Below are 17,892 nucleotides of genomic sequence, written 5' to 3' on the forward strand. Positions count from 1 at the left end.
CGTAGGGCGGAGAGCGAAGGACATTAGCCGCTAGGGCGCTGGAGCTGGATAATTCTCAAAGTCGAAATTTATACATTCTTATCTTTAAATAAAGGATATCCCACCGAGTGAGACATCCCCCAATTAAATGAGTTCCTTTTCAAGAACTTGTTTCAGATTTTTTAAGATTTTCGCATGAAGCTGGGAAATTCTTGATTTATGAAGGCCTAAAACTGCGCCCACTTCACTCATACTTAAATTCTCATAATAGATCAGTGAAAGGATGATTTTTTCCCTTTCTGGTAAATGATCAATTAAGGAAATTAATCGGCTTTTCTGCTCCTTCTCTTCCACCATGATCGATTGGTCGGATAAGGAAGGGTCGGAAAGGACTTCGATTTTTAATTGACTCTCCCCGCCATGTTCAATCGGTTCATCTAACGACTCTTGCTTTTCAAAAGACGCTAGCGTGATAATCTCCTTACACTCTGTTTCACTTATCTGTAAATACTCGCTTACTTCCTTGGTCGTAGGTTGCCTGAACAGCTTTTGTTCTAAAAATTGATAGGCATTCCTAACTCCTTTTTCCTTTTTTCGTAATGTGCGCGGCAGGGGGTCAATTCTTCGCAGTCCATCGTAAATTTCTCCTCGTATTCTCTGGGCAGCATAGGTTTCAAATTTTACATTTTCACGCTGGTCGTATTTTCGAAAGGCATCCAACAAGCCCATCATCCCAAAAGACATAAGTTCATCTTCTTCTACACTGGGAGGAAGACTCCTCTTCGTATGCCTAACGATTTTATGAACTAATGGCAGATACTGATCAAACAACTTTTCTTCCAACTGTTGACTCAAAAACGTTCCCCCTCCTAGCCAATCTATATTTTTACAAACCCAGAAATTTTCCGAATAAACCCTTTCATGCCGGTACTATTGTTACTTTTGGCATCACCATTCAAATAGATCTTCACGATATCCTTCATCCATTTTGCGGCTTGAGATTTCGGATAGTTCAAGAGAAACGGTGTTTGTTCCAAGACAGATTGAAACACATGCGAATCGTTTGGAATAAATCCAAGAATATCAATCTCTTTTTCTAAAAACTGTTTGGTTACCGTGCGAAAGCGACCCGCAATCTCCATCCCTTCTTTGGAGCTGGCAACCCGGTTAACCACCAAACGAACATGGAGGTTTGCATCCTGGTGATGTAAAATTTTTATGACCGAATAGGCATCTGTCATGGCCGTTGGTTCCGGTGTCGTCACAAGAATAATTTCATCCGCGGCTAAATGACACCGCTGCGATTCTCTCGAAAGGCCTGCGCCTGTATCAAACAAAATAATATCGGCGTACCCCTGCAGTTTTTCTAACTCCGAAAATAAGTAGTTGGTATCGTCCGCACTTAAATCCAACATTTCATTAAAGCTGCTTCCCCCGGAGATCAGCTCCAATCCATTAGGGCCCTTTTCCATCACGTCCCAAATGCTTTTTCCACCCTCCACCATATCGATCAGATTATGTTTAGGATTCATTCCGACTAAGATTTCCAAATTGGCCATACCAATATCTAAATCAATTAAGACAACCTTTTGCCCCGATTCTATTAAACTTAAGGCAAAGTTCAAGGCAAAATTCGATTTGCCGACACCGCCTTTTCCGCTCGTAATCGATATCACCTTTGTCGTTCTTGTTTGCTGATCATGATTAAAACGCTGATACAATTCTCGCAGCTTCTGTGCTTGATCCTGCTTCATCTTCATCTACTCCCACTATCTTTTTCGCCATATATTCTGGTTCTGCAAGCATAATGTCTTCAGGAACACCTTGTCCCAAACTAATAAACGATAATGGGATTGGATAGTGGTAAACGAGATTAAGAGCGGCGCCGAAGCAGCTGCTTTCGTCCCATTTTGTTAAAATCACCCGATCAATTTGAAGTGATTTCATTTTTTCCACCATTTGTTTCATATCCTTCCATCTGGAAGTCATACTGAGGACTAAGTGATTTTCTTGCCTTGAAGCTTGGGAGAGGAACTCATTGATTTCCTCGATATAATGCCCTTCAAGGTAATTTCTTCCGGCGCTATCCATGAAAATCATTTGGCAATTCTTTAAGTTTCTCAGTGATTCTGTCAGCTGCTCCGGGCTCTCCACCACTTCAATCGGGATATTTAAAATGTTGGCATATGTCTTTAACTGATCGATGGCAGCAATCCGAAAGGTATCAGCCGTTAAAAAACCAACCTTTTTTCGTTGAAATAACACCTGCCTTGAAGCAAGCTTTGCGATGGTAGTTGTTTTTCCGACTCCCGTTGGGCCAATTAGGGTAATTAATGCGGCATTGGCATCCATGCCTTCTGGTGCGATTCCGTCGTGAAGCAGCTTCATGACGGTGTTTAGAACAACTTTACCCACTTCTTGCTCTGTTTGCTGTTCGATCAAGGGGTGCTGTGTCATGATTTGTTTCATCATGTATTGAATCACTTCTTCATCGACCTCTTGTTCCGCCAGCCGTTTCCGCCATTTTGTCAGGTTAGAGGGAGTCTTTGACGGTGTTGAAGTTTGACCTTTGACAAAACCCTCGAGAAGCTTTTCCATCTGATTTAGCCGCTGAAGGACTTCTGTTTCCGTTTGTTCCTTTTGTACTTCTGGAGGTTCAGTGGGCTTGACAGTCTTCGATTCCGCTTCCTCTGAAGCCGCAATCACTTCCAGCTGTTTTCGTTTAAACAGGCCAAGAATTCCTCCTGTTTTCAATTCCTTCGTATTGAGGATAACCGCATTTTCCCCTAACTCTTGGCGAATTTGCTGAATGGCTTGTGGTAAGGATCCTACGATATATCTTTTAATCTTCATGCAGTAACCACTCCAACATCTTGAAAATGAACAACGCCGATATTTTGCACTTCCACATTTGATTCCAATTCGTTAAACGAAATCACAGGGATCTCATCGTTGATCCGTCCAACAATTTGTTTAACATACATCCGGATGGCCGGGGAAGTCATGATGATCGGCTGAATTCCTACCTTCATCACTTGACCAATCGTCTCATTTAAGGAACTGACCAATTGCTGAATCAGTTGTGGATCTAATGTAAGATACATTCCTTGTTCCGTTTCCTGAAGGTTTTCGCTGATTATTTTTTCAACCTGAGCATTCACGGTAATTACCTGGATCATATTTCCTACTGACAATTGTTTGGTAATTTGCCGTGATAGGCTTTGTCTCACATACTCAGTCAGATAATCAGGATTTTTCGTAAAAACAGCCCAATCGGCAAGGGTTTCAAGAATGACAGACAGATTCCGAATCGACACCTTTTCTTTTAACAGCTTTTGTAATACTTTTTGAATCTGACCGATCGATAACAGGGAGGGAACCAACTCTTCGACGATGGAAGGAGACATTTCCTTCGCCTTGTCAATCAGCTGTTTTGTTTCTTCCCTGCCTAAAATCTCATGGGCATACCGTTTGATTGTCTCCGCAAGATGTGTGGTGATCACAGATGAGGCATCGACGACGGTATAGCCAAAAATTTCTGCCTTGCGTCTCATCTCGTCGTTAATCCAGAGAGCCGGCAGGCCAAAGGTAGGTTCAACCGTTTCAATCCCCAGGATGCCGTGATCCTCCTCTTCAGGCACAAGCATCAGAAAATGATTGAGAAAAATTTCTCCGCCCGCAATCTCATTACCCTTTAATTTAATCGCGTACTGATTGGACTCTAAATTGACATTATCGCGAATTCGAATAATCGGGATAACTAGCCCCAGCTCCAATGCGATTTGTTTTCTGATCGCGATGACTCGGTCCAATATATCCCCGCCTTGTGAAGCATCAGCTAACGGAATCAAGCCTAGACCGAATTCAAATTCCAGGGAATCCACTTGCAGAAGGTTGAGTACATTTTCGGGACTGTTTTCTTCTTCCATCGGCAGTTCCGAAACCTCTTCCAATTGTTCTGCTTCTTTTTCTTTTGCTTTTTGCATCTTATAAGCCGCAAACACTAACAGGCCGGCAATGCTCCAGGTTAACAAGATACCGATCGGTGTGACCAACCCGAATAAAGCAATACAGCCAGCGACCACATAAATCAACTTCGGATAGGCAAATAGCTGACGGGTCAGGTCATCACCCAGGTTCCCATCGGAGGCCGCTCTTGTAACGATAATCCCGGTTGCAGTAGAAATTAACAGTGCTGGTATTTGACTGACGAGCCCATCACCGACAGACAGCAGGGTAAACGTACTTGCTGCCTGGGAAAAATCCATCCCCATCATCGTCATGCCAATAATGAAACCGCCGATGACATTGATGAACAAAATAATGATTCCTGCAATCGCATCCCCTTTAACGAATTTACTGGCACCGTCCATTGCCCCGTAAAAATCTGCCTCATGTGAGACTTTTTCTCGTCTCATCCGCGCATCCTTTTCACTGATAAGACCGGCGTTTAAATCGGCATCAATACTCATTTGCTTACCAGGCATGGCATCTAAAGTAAAACGTGCCGCCACTTCAGCCACCCGCTCTGAACCCTTTGTAATCACAAGGAATTGAATAATCACAAGGATTAAAAAGATGATAAAACCAATGACGGGATTTCCGCCAATCACAAATTCTCCAAAGGTCGCCACCACATGGCCGGCATTCCCATGCGAGAGAATGGATCTGGTCGTCGATACATTTAACGCTAAGCGAAAAAGTGTCGTTAAAAGCAATAAAGAAGGAAAAATGGAGAAATCTAACGGTTCCTTTGTATTCATTCCGACTAATAAAATCGTAATCGAGAGTGAGATATTGATGATGAGTAAAATATCTAATAGAATCGTAGGCAATGGAATTACCATCATCACAACAATGAGTAAAACAGCAAGTAATACGGATATTTCTTTGAATTTCATTTTTCCACCTCACTCCCTAAAGACATTAATATTTTCCTTTTAAGCGATAAACATAAGCGAGAATCTCGGCAACTGCTTTAAACAATTCTTCTGGGATCTCCTGGCCAATCTCCACATTGGCATACAACGCTCGGGCAAGGGGCTTGTTTTCGGTTAATATGATGTCATTTTCTCTTGCGATTTCTTTAATCTTTTGCGCCATAAAATCCACACCTTTGGCGATGACCACTGGCGCCTTTCCGTCATTGGCATCATATTGAATCGCAATCGCATAGTGGGTAGGGTTTGTAATGATCACATCTGCCTTTGGCACATCTGACATCATTCTGTTTAGTGACATCGCCCTTTGCATTTCCTTTATTTTCCCCTTCACTAACGGATCGCCTTCACTTTTTTTATGCTCATCCTTTATTTCCTTTAACGACATTTTCATTTTCTTTTCATGGTCATATTTTTGATAAAGGAAATCGGCAGCACCTATTACTGTATAAACAGCAGAAGTAGAAATGCCCATTTTGATCATGACTGAAAATAGGTAATCAATCATTTGCGTAACCCCAAGTTGCGATAAGTGCATAAAGGCTGCGATTTCTTTGTGCAGCAAGAAGTAGGCCGTCCACCCGATTAAGACTATTTTTAGAATATTTTTGAGCAGATCCACGAGCGAACGAATGGATAAAATCCGTTTGGCCCCTTCAAGCGGGTTTATTTTTTTAAACTGAAATTTTAAATTTTCTGTGGTAAACAAAAAGCCAATCTGAAAATAATTCGATAGTAAGGCAACAACGAACAATACCGCGAGAATAGGCAAAACCATTTCACCCGTTATCATCGTTAGGTCGCCAAACAACTTCTGTGTATTCGCTGCCGTTACATCCAGTAATAAATAGGATGAAAAGATATCTCGAAACAGCACGAGAATATGGGCGGCAAAATAGGGACCATAAAACTGCAGGAACAGAAAAAATGATAAAAGCAGCAAGGACGAGGATACCTCAGCACTTTTAGCTACCTGCCCTTTTTGCCTTGTTTCCTTCCTCTTCTGAGGAGTGGCTTTTTCTGTTTTTTCCTCAGCGAAAAATTGCAAATCCAGTTGCAATAAAAATGACCCATTCACCCTCATAAAGATGCCCCCATCATTCGAATCATTTGACTGAGCGCGTCAAACATCTGTGCAAACAAACGATGAAGGACAAGGAAAAAACTTGGCAGCGCTACTAACAGCACAAGATAATACATACCGATTTTCACCGAAAAACCAACGACCATTAGATTGATTTGTGGTGACGTTTTTCCGATTATCCCAAGCACCAAATCTACCAAAAATAGCGTAAACACAATCGGTGCTGCGAGTAGAAAAGCAATCATGAACGAGCTTTTAAACGTTTCAAGTAATAGAATAGAAATGCGGCCGTCCAATAAGGCGGGCACAAGTGCGTCAACGCGAATCCAGCGATAGCTTTCAAGCACACCCTGGATAAGTAAATGATGTCCATCTGTCGAAAACAGAAACAGCGTCGCTAATACGTTTTTAAACCTACCTGTTAAATTCGCGTTTGTCCCGGATTGGGGATCGAACATCGCTCCCATAGCAAAACCGCTTTGCAAATCAATAAACGTACCGGCTAACTGAATCGCGTAAAACAGGATCGAGGCAATGAAGCCCAACCCTAGGCCGACGACGGCTTCTTTTCCGACCAGGACAAGATAGGCAGCCGAAAAGGCAAGGGGTGCGCTTTGCTCAGTTGAAATCGACACAATCACTGCCATAAAAAAGGCAAGTCCGATTTTAAAAGTGGCTGGGATGGTCCTTGTCATAAAAATTGGAACGGTAATAAAAAAGCATGCAATTCGTATCAAGATAAGTAGAAATAAAGGTAATTCATCTAATAATTCCATATCACTGCACTACCCGATGAAATTAGACAAATTGCCAAAGATGTTTTCCGTAAAGTTTACTAACTGCCTTAACATCCACGGTCCAAAAAATAATAAGCCGATAAAAACGGCGATTATTTTTGGAACAAATACGAGCGTTTGCTCTTGGATTTGGGTGACTGCTTGAAAAATACTAATAATCAAACCCACTGCCAAAGCAAGGATTAAAATCGGAGCAGCAATAAGGCCTGTTATATAAACACTTTGCTTCGATAGTTCTATAACCATTTCCGGTGTCATGATGGTACCTCTCTTATTTAAAAGCTGGTGAGTAAGGATTTGACGATTAGATGCCAGCCGTCAACTAGAATAAATAACAAAATTTTAAAGGGCAAGCTGATCAGCACCGGCGGCAGCATCATCATCCCCATCGCCATTAAAATGCTGGATACAATCATATCGATAATTAAAAAGGGCAGGAAAATCATAAAGCCCATTTGAAAAGCGGTTTTTAACTCACTGATGGAATAGGCCGGAACGAGCACATGTAAGGGAATATCATCGATGGTTTTCGGCATTTTCTGCTTGGAATAATCAAGAAATAAGGTTAAGTCTTTCTCCCTAGTATGCTTAGCCATAAATTCCTTGATCGGTTTGCCGGCCGTTTCAAATGCTTGTTCCTGTGTTAACTTTCCGTCCATAAAAGGCTGATAGGCCTCCTTATGAATATCAGAAATAACGGGTCCCATGATAAACATCGTAAGGAATAGTGACAAACCGATGATGACTTGGTTCGGCGGCATTTGCTGTGTACCGAGCGACGTTCGAACAAACGATAAAACAATCACAATTCTCGTAAATGAGGTCATCAGCAGTAAAATCGCTGGTGCCACCGATAGAATTGTTAATAGCAGCATGATTTTGATGGAAGTCGCTACTCCTCCTGGTTCAGAACTTAAGTTCACTCCAGGGATGGTGGCATCTAAAGCCGCATACCCAACTCCATGAAATATCAAAAAAGTAAATGGTAAAAGTAGAACGATTTTTTTTAACAACTGAATCTCCGCCATTTTTGTTAGTCTTTTAGCTTATGAATGGGAATACTAGATTGTTGAACTTGATTCATTTGCGCAAGGAAGGTTTCCTCAAAGTCCGCTGTCTGTTTCTTTTTAAAAGGAAAAAAGGCAGGCCTTTGTTTTCTTTCTGTTTCTTCTACGAGCGATTGTAAAATGGCATCCTGTTCTTCTCCAGGTTCAATGGTCCGAAGCAGCTGGACATCATTTCCGATTCCTAAGATATACAGGGTTTTCCCAATCATCATCAATTGTAGAGAACGATTGCCGCCTAAAGAATGTCCGCCCATCGAATAAACAGGACTTTGCGAAGAAATTTGCTTCGATTTTGCCTTTAGAAATTTTAAAAACAAGAGCAGCAGCATGATAATAGCCGCAAATGAAAAAATAAATTTTGCTGCTAGGGGGACAAGTGAGCTCGTTTCTCCAACAGATGGATTGGCATCGGTCCCGCTTTGTCCTTTATCCTGTTGATAGGCATCATAGACCGTGTTATTTCCCTTGGCAAAGGCAACATGATGATGTTGAAAAAAAGGGAACAGGAGAATGATGATTAACGCCAGGGTGACTTTTTTTCTTACATGAATCATCTGCAATGCCCCCACCTCAATCGTTCATTCTTTCTTCACGTTCCAGCTTGGAAACGATATCTGTAATCCGAATCGCAAATTTTTCATCAACCACGACCACTTCTGCTTCTGCCACAGATGATCCGTTGATCACCACATCCACATGTTCTCCCGCTAGCTTATCAACAGGGATGATCACGCCAGGTTTAATTTTCAGAATGTCCCTGACCTTCAAATTCGTTTTGCCTAACTCGACAATTAATTGCAGGTTCACATCATCAATCGAATTTAATTCTTTCCCCCTATTGGGTGATTTAACTCCTTCTGATAATGGGGCAAATTGGACAGTTTGGATCCTTTTTGTTTGTTTTTCATTCATTTTTTTGCACTCTTCCCTTGTTTAGTAAGATTGCTGGTTTTGGTTGTGAAAATAACGGATAATGGCCATCTCATCTAATAGATGTTGTTCTTCTCTATTTATTTTCTCGCTATAGGCTTCAAAGGATTTTTCCCGCCAAGAACTCCACATCTTTTCTTCCTGGTTTTTAGCCAGTAAGTGATTATTTTTCAGGTTAAACTCTTTGGTAAGGTCGATCACTTTCTTTCTGAACTTTTCAATCTGCTGATTAAGATAATGAATATAATGCTCCCTTTCCTGGATGTCTGTCACCCTAAGAGAATTTCGCAGCAAATGGTGGTAGTCTTTTATATAGCTTTCTTTCTTTTCAACCAATTCTAGTAATTGCTGTTCAGCATTTTCTTTCATTCTTTTAAAAATAGTCATTTCCTGAACAGCGGAATCCTTTTCTTTTTCCTTCATCGTCAGGATTTTTTCAAAGCGAAATTGAAAACTCATGTCACCATCTCCCTACATTCTTGGATCATTGTTTGAATGGAACTTTCTAAATTAGATGGCTCATTTACCCCTTGTTTTAAGAAGCGGTCAATCCACCCCTTATACTTGATGGATAAATCGATTTCCGCATTCGTCCCTTGTTTGTAGGCACCAATTTTGATTAAATCCTCGGCTTCCTGATAAACAGCCATCATCTGTTTCATCCTCTCCGCAGCCTGAAGATGTTCCGTACCAGCAATGTCCTTCATGACACGGCTGACGCTATTTAAAATGTTAATCGACGGGAAATGCCCCTGCTGTGCTAATTTTCGATCAAGTACAATGTGGCCATCCAAAATGCCTCTTGCCGTATCGGCAATCGGTTCATTCATGTCATCGCCATCCACTAGAACCGTGTAAAAAGCAGTAATTTCGCCCTTTGGCCCTGTTCCTGCCCTTTCCAGCAGCTTTGGCAGCATCGCGAAAACCGAAGGGGTATAGCCTTTTGTCGTGGGAGGCTCCCCGATCGCTAGCCCGATTTCCCGCTGCGCCATTGCGTACCGGGTCACTGAATCAATCATTAGATTCACACTTAAGCCCTGATCCCGGAAAAATTCTGCAATAGTTGTGGCAATCATTGCGCCCTTAATCCTGACTAGGGCAGGCTGATCACTCGTTGCCACCACGACCACCGACTTTTCCAAGCCTTCTTTTCCTAAATCTCTTTCGATAAAATCAAGGACTTCTCTGCCCCGTTCTCCAATTAATCCAATGACATTGACATCAGCACTAGTATTTCTTGCAATCATTCCTAGCAACGTACTTTTACCCACGCCGCTCCCCGCAAAGATTCCGACCCTTTGTCCTCTTCCAATCGTGAGCAGTCCATCAATCGAACGGACACCCACATTTAGTGGCTCGTTGATTCTCGGGCGTTTCAAAGGGTTGGGCGGGTTGTTGTTCGTAACGACTTCGATTAACCCCGCAGGCAATGAACTTTCATCCATCGGTTTTCCTAGTCCATCTAATACCTTCCCTAATAATTCCATCCCCACTTTAACGGTCAATGGTTTTCCAGTTGAAACCACCTCACAGCCGGGGCCAATGGATACAAGCTCCCCTAACGGCATTAATAGCACCCGATTGCCTTTAAAGCCGACAACTTCCGCTTCTAACGGGGGGGCATTTGTAGAGGGATAGATTTGGCAAACATCGCCCATCTTGACATCAGGACCCTGTGATTCGATGGTAAGTCCAATGACTTGTGTCACTTTTCCATTAATCTTGATGGGATTGATCAACTGCAATGTTTGTAAGTAATGGTCAATCTCCAGCATTTTCTTCATATGAATCATCCCGTAACCTTTTTAGCAATGCCTGCTTGATTTCTTTGAGCTGTACATCGATCCGGGCATCAATGCTTCCATAAGAAGTGCGAATCACACAGCCGCCCTTTTCGATCGAGTGCTCCGGTAATATCTTTACTTCAATTTGACCTTCTAGCACTTCAAGCAATTGCTTGCGCTGATTTTGAACGAAGGTAAAATCCTCCGGACTGACACAAATGGAAATCATCGAGCGTTCATTGGAATAAACAAGGTTTTGTTTAATCATCTCAATCAGTACTTCCGGTTTTGTTTCTAATTCCTTTTGAATAATTTTCGCGGCCATTTGAACGGATAACTCGATGACAAATGGTTCTGCTTCATAAATGATTTCCTTTTTCTCCATATAGGCTTTAGCCAATATCTCTTCGGCTAACTGAATTTTGGCAGAATACTCGGTCACAGCCTGCTGCATCCCTATTTCGTACCCTTCGTTCCAACCCTGCAATTTTATTCCTTCAAGCTCCGCTGCTACTTTTTCTTGTTCCGTCTGCTGCCAGCTTGCAAGCTCTGCTGCGGCCTTCTCTTTTTCTAGTAAAATCTGCTCGTTCACTTGCTGAAGAATCGTCGCTGCTTGTTGTTCCGCTTGTTGGAGGAGGTCTTCGCCAGACTGACCCGAGTGGATGGAATCCCCGTTTCCTCTTTTTCTTGCTACTAAAAATTTTGCTTCGATGACCGGAGGGATAGAGGCAGATTTGAAAATTTTAGACGACAACGGCCTCGGCACCTCTTCTTTCAATGATGATGGATCCCTCTTCTTCAAGCTTACGCATAATTCTTACGATGCGGCCCTGCGCTTCCTCCGCTTCTTTCAGCTTGACAGGTTTATCATATTTCCCTTGTTCCTCAAGTAATTCCGCCCGTCTTTTTGAAATATTTTTATAAATTACCTCTTTTAACTCCTCACTGGCAATCTTTAGCGCTAAATACAAATCCTCACTGTCCACATCCCGAAGAATTCGTTGGATGGAATGATGGTCTAAGAAGGCAATATCTTCAAAGATAAACATCTTTCCTTTAATTTCCTCTGCCAGACTTGGACTTTGATCAGCTAATGATTCTAAAATATGTTTTTCCGTACCGCGGTCAACGCCCGATAAAATATTGACAATGTTGTCAATCCCATTATTCACCGTATAGTCCTGTGATGAAGTGGTCGCAAGTTTTTCCTGCAGCACCTCTTCCACTTGACGAACCACCTCCGGAGATACCGTGTCCATTAAGGCAATCTTGGTGGCAATATCCGTTTGCTTCTCCGCAGAAAAAGAAGAAAGAATGGCCGACGCTTTTTGCGCATCCAAATAGGACAAAACAAGGGCAATGGTCTGGGTATTTTCATATTGCAATAGGTTTAAAATCTGCACTGGTTCTGCACGATGGGCAAAATAAAAAGGCTTTTTTTGATTCTTTTCCGAAGATCGATGGATCATCTCTTTTGCCTTCTCTTCTCCAAACGAAAGGGCAAGAAGATCCTTAGCAAAATGTTCGCCGCCTTTTGCGACAACATTCTGTTCAGACGCCATTTTGTAAAACTCGTTTAAGACCTCTTCCTTCACCTTTGGGTCAATCCATTGCAGATTGGCAATTTCCTTCGTCAATAATTCCACTTCATCTTCCTGCAAATGCTTATAGATGGTGGAAGAACCCTCTTTACCTAAAGAAACTAATAGAATTGCCACTTTTTGCAGCCCCGTTAGCTTGCGCATATTATCCCTCCTTTTCTTCCCTTAACCAGTAGCGCAAGAGTTCCACGAATTCCTCTGTATTTTTCCCCGCTAATTGATTAATCTCATTTTGGACGGTTTCCTGTTTCGGTACAGCTTCTTCAAATTCCTGAATCTTTTTCGCTTCCAAATACTCCGAAAATGGATCCAAGTCTTCTTCCCTTTTCTTCTTAAGCAATTTTCCAATCAGAATGCCTCCGATTAACGCCCCCAGGGCAGCAACGCCAATAATAATGTAATTCCAATAGGTTTCTTTCGCACTCTGTTTTTCTTTTGGTGGAGCCAATTCTGTTTTTCCGGAAAATTCTCTAGGGAATACCGTAATCCGATTGTTGATCTCCGCATCTGTTTTTGTATTGTTGTTATCGATGGCAGTGCGCACCACATTCGCAATAATATTACGGATGTTATTCTGGGTTTCCGGTGTTAACGAACCAGGGTTTTTGGGATTGGGCGGTTCAACACCGACATTGATGGTTAAATCTTCAATCGTATAGGGACTTTGGACAATCTCTTTTGTGATTCGATTGACCTCGTAGTTGATTCTTTTTTGTGTATCTGTGTAGTCACTTGTTCCACCATCGCCGCTTGAGGCATAGGCCGGAACATCGCCCGCACCTGTACCATCTACCCCGCCGGCAGCCGGTGTCCCTTTGCCTTTATAAATCTTGGAAATCTCTTCAACACTTACCTTAATACCTTCATTCTTATCCTTGTCCGTCGGCTCCACTAGGCTTTGCTGGGTTTTGACCTTATCAAAATTGAGCTTGGCAAAGGTTTGAACATACACCTTATCCCTGCCTAACATCGTACCCAGCATCTGCTGAATACTGCGCTGGATGTCGGCCTCCACCTTTTGCTTCACTTTCCTTTGGCTCTCATAGCTGTCCACTCCGGCAAAACTAGCATCATCGGAATCTGCTAACGTTAACAACTGACCAAATTGATCCGTAATCACGATATTTTCCTTCGGTAAATTAGGAATGCTTTTTGATGCCAAAAAATAGAGAGATTTAATTTGTCCTTGTTCTAATTCTGTGCCCGGCTCTAAATCAATAATGATTGAGGCGCTTGCTTTATTTTCGTTCTCCGCTCGTATAAAGACACTATCCTTCGGCATGGTAATCATCACTTCAGCGCCTTTAACCCCGCTAATCTTCGTCATCAAATTGGCTAATTGCTTCTGGATCGTCTCCCGTTCAATCACATCTAATTCCTGCTCGGTTACGCCGAATTTCATGTCCTTCGTTTGTTCTGAAAAACTTATCGGGCCGCTTTTCGGCAGTCCTTCTGCTGCCAGATTCACAATCAGATCCGGAGCTGCCTCTTTCGGTACAAGAATTTGCGTGCCATTACTTGCAATTTTATAGTCAGTGAACCCTTGTTTTTCTAAAACACCTTTAATCTCACCGATTTCCTTTTGACTAAGGCTATTGGTATAAAGTGGTACATAATTGGGCTTTAACAAAAGGAAAAAAACAACGCATAGGATAGCGATTACCGCAATAAAGGTACCAATGTAAACCGTCTTATTTTTGCTGCTGGTCTTTCGCCAAATCTGCCCGACTTTTTCCTTCACATCACTGATTTTTTGTTTCATATGTCACCCACCTTCCTGTCAAACATCAGCCTGTTATTAAACTTGCATTCTCATGATTTCCTGATAGGATTCCACTACTTTATCTCTCACTTGTGTGGTTAATTGGAGGGCAATTTGTGCCTTTTGGGCGGCGATCGTTACATCGTGAATATTTTTGATTTCACCGGTGGCAATTTTTGCAGACATATTCTCTGATTGCAGAATCGTTTCATTTGCACTCTGCAGTGCCTCACCTAATGCTTCAGAGAAGGATGTTTTCGACGGAGAAGCCGCCTGCACCTGTTGATTTTTTCCAAAAAATACGGATGGGGTTGTAAACAATTGATCAACTTTCATTAAGTAAACCTCCTTATCTGCCAATATCTAATGCTTTTAACGACATCGTTTTTCCAACATTGAAAGCCGTGACATTGGCTTCATATGCCCTTGAAGCACTCATTAAATCAACCATCTCTTTGGTGAGATCCACATTAGGCATCATTACGTATCCCTCATTGTTGGCATCGGGGTTGGTTGGGTCATAGACAGGCTTGAAAGGGGTCTTGTCTTCGACAATTCGTGTGACCTTGACACCATTCGCACCGATTTCATTTTTTAAAAATTGACTAAACGGCGCCGTTCCTGAAGGCTCCACCTCCACCATCTTTCTTCGGTAGGGAATCCATTCTCCATTCACCAATTTTCCCCTTGTGGTAGTGGCATTGGCGATATTGGAAGAAAGAATGTCCATTTTGAGGCGGCCCGCTGTTAATGCGGAAGAGCTAATATTTAATGGCTGGAACATGTTCATCTTCATCACCTACCTTGACCTTATGGCTGTTTTTAATAAGTTAAATTCTTCACCCAGCTGATAACTAAGGGTTTGAAACCAAATAGAGTTTTTCGTTAAATCGGTCATTTCCTGATCGACATCTACACCGTTTCCGCTATTTTGCATGACAACAGGCTGCTCCGTGATAAAGGGTCTAGATGCTGAATTCCCAATCGATAGATGCTTGGCGTTCGACCGATTTCCTTCAAAAGAAGAGTTTGCCAGTTCCCCTTTTAATAATTCCTCAAATACTACTTTTTGCGGTTTATACTGTGGCGTGTTCACATTCGCTAGATTATTTGAAATGGCATTGTGCCGTAACACAGAAGCATCCAATGCTTGATTTAGGATGGAAATGGTTTGAAGCATAGCGAACCTCCTTCAAAATATTGGTATTTTTATCCAATTTTTTAAAACAAAAAAAAGTACTATTCCGAAGAATAGTACATAGCAAATAAACTATATCTCTTCGGTAGCTGGCTGGCATAATCATGAAAAGATGTTAGCCCCTATAGCTTTGCGTCCCTGGATTTCCCCAGGTTTGCCATTATCGGATTGTAAATGTCGTTTTATGATGATATTGGTCGAAATTTTACCAATACTATAATATTACAATGCACTTACAATTTTTTCAATGGGGAATAAATGAAAAAAGACCTACTTAACAAAAAAAATTACTTGTTAAGTAGGTCTTGCGGCATTCATCGCTTCCGTCCAAGTGCCTAGCAATTCTGCTAGCATTCCCTGAACTTCCGTTAATAGCTCCGCTTCTTTTTTGATATTAGCTTCAATCAATCTTTGTTTCATATAGTCATATAGGAGCACTAATGATTGTGAGATTTCAAAATCCATATTTAAGGTCACCATTAATTCACTGATGATGTTCTGCGCGCGAATGATTCGGTTATTGGTTCTCGTCCAATCATCTTTTGCCATCGCTAGTTTGGCCTGCTCAATAAATTTAATCGCCCCTTTATATAATAGCAGTGTCAATTCTTCTCCTTTTGCAAAGAGTACCTGATTATTTTCGTAGGCTTGATATGGATTGTTAAGGGACATGTTGTTCCACCTTTGCTCTATTTTCTTTTGTCTAAAAATAATCCGCTTGTAGCGGTATAAGCCGCTTCCCCGTATTGTTTTCTATTCTTTTCCTTTTTGAGGGCATGTATATTGGAAAGAATCTTTTGCTGTTCCGACTGTAATTTCTGTTTGAGCTCTGATTCTAGCAAGCTGATTAGCGCGAGTTGCTCTTTTAGCGCCGGGCTCATGAGAATCTGGCCAGCGGTTTGATCCAGTTGGTCGATCGCTGCCATACAGGTTTGCCGGTCATCGAGTAATGTGTGGATGTATTCTGCCTCTGGACTATCGGCTGCCTTAATTAATTGCCGGGTAAGCTGGTCATACTTTTTCAATAACGCTGCTTTCTCTTCATAAAAAATTACATTCCGCCCCCCATCTGCTGCATTAACCAACTGCTTTGCGTATTGGACTTTTGGATCGCCTGTTCCATGGCAGTGAACTGTTTCCAATAATAGTTTTCCTTCAATTGCAGTCGCTTTTCCCAAGAATCGATTTGGGTATCTATTTGCCGTAATGATTTCGCCAGATACGCTTCATTGGACGTGCCGGCTGTTTTTGAGATTTCCTTCATCGTTTCATTGAGTTGGTCATACAAGCGCCAGCCGATCCCGCTATTTTCGAATTCTGCACGATTATTGACGGTATTATCTTTTACGTCCGTTGTATCATATTTTTTCGAAAATAATAAGGCGACCTCATTCATATTTTTTTCTAAGGCCTCTCGCAGCTTCGTTTCACCAATCACAAGTTTTCCATTATCCTTGTAATTGGAACTGGAGGTGATGCCTATTTCCGCCAAGGAATCAAATTGGCTGTTCATTTTGCCGGGATCGATATCACTTACCTTTGAATATAACGTTCTTCGCAGTTTATCTAAGGCGGAAGAAATCATCTGATCACTCTGCAATAACCCGCTTTTCGCTTTTCCTTCCCATAATTCAATTTCACTATCTTTCATATCCTTTTTCTGTTCATCTAACAGCGGGGTAAAATCTTTAAAGCGCTTTTCACCTAACGCATCATGCAAAGACTTAATGGTGTCGTTATATTTATCGACAAAGCCTTTGATGCTGCCCAAAATCGCGTCCACATCTGGCTTTTTCGTAATCGTCACATTGCTTCCTGCTGGAATACTTGTTTTGAAATTAAAAACAATCCCATCGTACGTTAGCTGATTACTCTTGAGCGCAAGGGTTGTGCCATTAATCGTGACCTCTCCATCAACAGCTTTTACTCCTGAGTTTCCGGTGGCACCACTAGGATTTCCTGTTGCGAAATCATTTTGTGTCCCGCTGACAGTGCCAGCGGCCAGTTTTAAACCATTTGTACTGTTTGATACATTTGCAATATTAATATCCGTTGCTGCATCCTTTGATGTAAAAATAACTGCCTGGTCGCCGCTCGAGTAGCTTGCTGTCACACCTGTTTTACCGGCTAGGGCATTAATTTTTGTAATCGAGCTTCGAATCGAATCCTGCGCGGTTAGGTCAATCGTTTCTCCGTTCAAGGTAAATTGGAACCCGTTCCCTGCCCCAAATTCGCTTATTTCACTTTGGATATTGGTGGAGGCGAATTTTACTGAGGAAGGCATCCCCGGCTGAAATGGTTTCGCCGAAGAAATGATGTATTCACTTCTGCTCGGGATTCCTGAAAGTGTGGCATCCACTTTACTGCTATCCGAGGAAGTCAGTTTACTTTTTGTAAAAGTAGACTCCAGTCTAAGGTTTTCCATCGACGTGCGAAGATCGAGAAACTTCGTATTGACCGCACGATACGCATCAACTTTCCATTCCGTTTTCGTCTTATTTTGCAGCACTTTATTTAATTGTGCTTTTTCCGCATCCATTAATTTTTTTACAAGCGATTCCGTATCGATTCCTGATGCCAACCCAGAAAAACGAAGATTGTTTGTAATCATCCTGCCATCCTCCAAACCGTTCTATCGTATCTAGTAAAGGATAACGGCATTTTAAGCGGAAACGTTGAACAAGAAAAGCGCAAGCGCCCTGGTCAGCGGCGTATGGCCTGGAGCGCTCCATCTGAGATAAAGGAAACAC

The 17,892-nt window shown here is 42.0% G+C and carries 21 protein-coding genes and 1 riboswitch; all 21 genes read right to left on the reverse strand.

Annotation, left to right across the window (positions count from 1 at the left end; all coding sequences use genetic code 11):
• Nucleotides 1-123: 123 nt before the first annotated feature.
• The 21 genes from BABA_RS23955 to fliD all read right to left on the reverse strand — a co-directional run bounded on the left by BABA_RS23955 (nucleotide 124) and on the right by fliD (nucleotide 17,753).
• The gene (locus BABA_RS23955) at nucleotides 124-834 is read right to left on the reverse strand and encodes a sigma-70 family RNA polymerase sigma factor (protein WP_007087860.1); all 711 of its coding nucleotides are present in this window, start codon (nucleotides 832-834) and stop codon (nucleotides 124-126) included.
• Nucleotides 835-857: 23 nt separating this feature from the next.
• Entirely contained in the window at nucleotides 858-1,733 is an 876-nt protein-coding gene (locus BABA_RS23960) for a MinD/ParA family protein (protein ID WP_007087861.1), read from the reverse strand.
• A complete protein-coding gene (gene flhF / locus BABA_RS23965) occupies nucleotides 1,684-2,832 on the reverse strand; it encodes a flagellar biosynthesis GTPase FlhF (protein WP_007087862.1) in 1,149 nt (382 codons plus the stop codon). The genes BABA_RS23960 and flhF overlap by 50 nt, the downstream gene beginning before the upstream one ends.
• Nucleotides 2,829-4,880, reverse strand: a complete 2,052-nt coding sequence (gene flhA / locus BABA_RS23970) for a flagellar biosynthesis protein FlhA (protein ID WP_007087863.1) — start codon at nucleotides 4,878-4,880, stop codon at nucleotides 2,829-2,831. The genes flhF and flhA overlap by 4 nt, the downstream gene beginning before the upstream one ends.
• Before the next feature lie 25 nt (nucleotides 4,881-4,905).
• Complete coding sequence (gene flhB / locus BABA_RS23975) at nucleotides 4,906-6,003, reverse strand: flagellar biosynthesis protein FlhB (RefSeq protein ID WP_007087864.1); 1,098 nt, start codon at nucleotides 6,001-6,003, stop codon at nucleotides 4,906-4,908.
• Complete coding sequence (gene fliR / locus BABA_RS23980; protein ID WP_007087865.1) at nucleotides 6,000-6,779, reverse strand: flagellar biosynthetic protein FliR; 780 nt, start codon at nucleotides 6,777-6,779, stop codon at nucleotides 6,000-6,002. The genes flhB and fliR overlap by 4 nt, the downstream gene beginning before the upstream one ends.
• Before the next feature lie 9 nt (nucleotides 6,780-6,788).
• The gene (gene fliQ, locus BABA_RS23985) at nucleotides 6,789-7,058 is read right to left on the reverse strand and encodes a flagellar biosynthesis protein FliQ (RefSeq protein WP_007087866.1); all 270 of its coding nucleotides are present in this window, start codon (nucleotides 7,056-7,058) and stop codon (nucleotides 6,789-6,791) included.
• Nucleotides 7,059-7,075: 17 nt separating this feature from the next.
• Nucleotides 7,076-7,828, reverse strand: coding sequence for a flagellar type III secretion system pore protein FliP (gene fliP, locus BABA_RS23990; protein WP_007087867.1), 753 nt, complete (start codon nucleotides 7,826-7,828; stop codon nucleotides 7,076-7,078).
• Between the two features lie 5 nt (nucleotides 7,829-7,833).
• Nucleotides 7,834-8,421: a flagellar biosynthetic protein FliO gene (locus BABA_RS23995; RefSeq protein ID WP_007087868.1), complete on the reverse strand. Its 588-nt coding sequence runs from the start codon at nucleotides 8,419-8,421 to the stop codon at nucleotides 7,834-7,836.
• Between the two features lie 16 nt (nucleotides 8,422-8,437).
• Complete coding sequence (gene fliN / locus BABA_RS24000) at nucleotides 8,438-8,779, reverse strand: flagellar motor switch protein FliN (RefSeq protein ID WP_007087869.1); 342 nt, start codon at nucleotides 8,777-8,779, stop codon at nucleotides 8,438-8,440.
• A gap of 21 nt (nucleotides 8,780-8,800) precedes the next feature.
• Entirely contained in the window at nucleotides 8,801-9,256 is a 456-nt protein-coding gene (gene fliJ / locus BABA_RS24005; RefSeq protein WP_007087870.1) for a flagellar export protein FliJ, read from the reverse strand.
• Nucleotides 9,253-10,581 carry a flagellar protein export ATPase FliI gene (fliI, locus tag BABA_RS24010; protein WP_040347407.1) on the reverse strand — a complete coding sequence of 443 codons (1,329 nt, stop codon included), beginning with the start codon at nucleotides 10,579-10,581 and terminating at the stop codon, nucleotides 9,253-9,255. Before fliI ends, fliJ begins: the two co-directional genes overlap by 4 nt.
• Nucleotides 10,559-11,335 carry a FliH/SctL family protein gene (locus BABA_RS24015; protein ID WP_007087872.1) on the reverse strand — a complete coding sequence of 259 codons (777 nt, stop codon included), beginning with the start codon at nucleotides 11,333-11,335 and terminating at the stop codon, nucleotides 10,559-10,561. Before BABA_RS24015 ends, fliI begins: the two co-directional genes overlap by 23 nt.
• A complete protein-coding gene (gene fliG, locus BABA_RS24020) occupies nucleotides 11,325-12,326 on the reverse strand; it encodes a flagellar motor switch protein FliG (protein ID WP_007087873.1) in 1,002 nt (333 codons plus the stop codon). Before fliG ends, BABA_RS24015 begins: the two co-directional genes overlap by 11 nt.
• Nucleotide 12,327: 1 nt before the next feature.
• On the reverse strand, nucleotides 12,328-13,944 hold the full coding sequence (gene fliF, locus BABA_RS24025) for a flagellar basal-body MS-ring/collar protein FliF (protein WP_007087874.1): 1,617 nt from the start codon (nucleotides 13,942-13,944) through the stop codon (nucleotides 12,328-12,330).
• Nucleotides 13,945-13,980: 36 nt separating this feature from the next.
• Nucleotides 13,981-14,280, reverse strand: a complete 300-nt coding sequence (fliE, locus tag BABA_RS24030) for a flagellar hook-basal body complex protein FliE (RefSeq protein WP_007087875.1) — start codon at nucleotides 14,278-14,280, stop codon at nucleotides 13,981-13,983.
• A gap of 13 nt (nucleotides 14,281-14,293) precedes the next feature.
• The gene (flgC, locus tag BABA_RS24035) at nucleotides 14,294-14,734 is read right to left on the reverse strand and encodes a flagellar basal body rod protein FlgC (protein WP_040347409.1); all 441 of its coding nucleotides are present in this window, start codon (nucleotides 14,732-14,734) and stop codon (nucleotides 14,294-14,296) included.
• 9 nt (nucleotides 14,735-14,743) lie between these two features.
• A complete protein-coding gene (flgB, locus tag BABA_RS24040) occupies nucleotides 14,744-15,124 on the reverse strand; it encodes a flagellar basal body rod protein FlgB (protein WP_007087877.1) in 381 nt (126 codons plus the stop codon).
• A 99-nt stretch (nucleotides 15,125-15,223) separates the two neighbouring features.
• Nucleotides 15,224-15,311, reverse strand: a riboswitch (cyclic di-GMP riboswitch).
• 125 nt (nucleotides 15,312-15,436) lie between these two features.
• Nucleotides 15,437-15,814 carry a flagellar export chaperone FliS gene (gene fliS, locus BABA_RS24045; RefSeq protein ID WP_007087878.1) on the reverse strand — a complete coding sequence of 126 codons (378 nt, stop codon included), beginning with the start codon at nucleotides 15,812-15,814 and terminating at the stop codon, nucleotides 15,437-15,439.
• 17 nt (nucleotides 15,815-15,831) lie between these two features.
• The gene (locus BABA_RS24050; RefSeq protein ID WP_157273254.1) at nucleotides 15,832-16,284 is read right to left on the reverse strand and encodes a hypothetical protein; all 453 of its coding nucleotides are present in this window, start codon (nucleotides 16,282-16,284) and stop codon (nucleotides 15,832-15,834) included.
• Nucleotides 16,194-17,753 (reverse strand): flagellar filament capping protein FliD, encoded by a 1,560-nt coding sequence (gene fliD, locus BABA_RS24055; RefSeq protein ID WP_007087880.1) that lies wholly within the window; start codon nucleotides 17,751-17,753, stop codon nucleotides 16,194-16,196. The genes BABA_RS24050 and fliD overlap by 91 nt, the downstream gene beginning before the upstream one ends.
• Nucleotides 17,754-17,892: the final 139 nt, after the last annotated feature.

This window comes from Neobacillus bataviensis LMG 21833 (assembly GCF_000307875.1).
In the GTDB taxonomy this organism is placed as follows: domain Bacteria; phylum Bacillota; class Bacilli; order Bacillales; family Cytobacillaceae; genus Neobacillus; species Neobacillus bataviensis.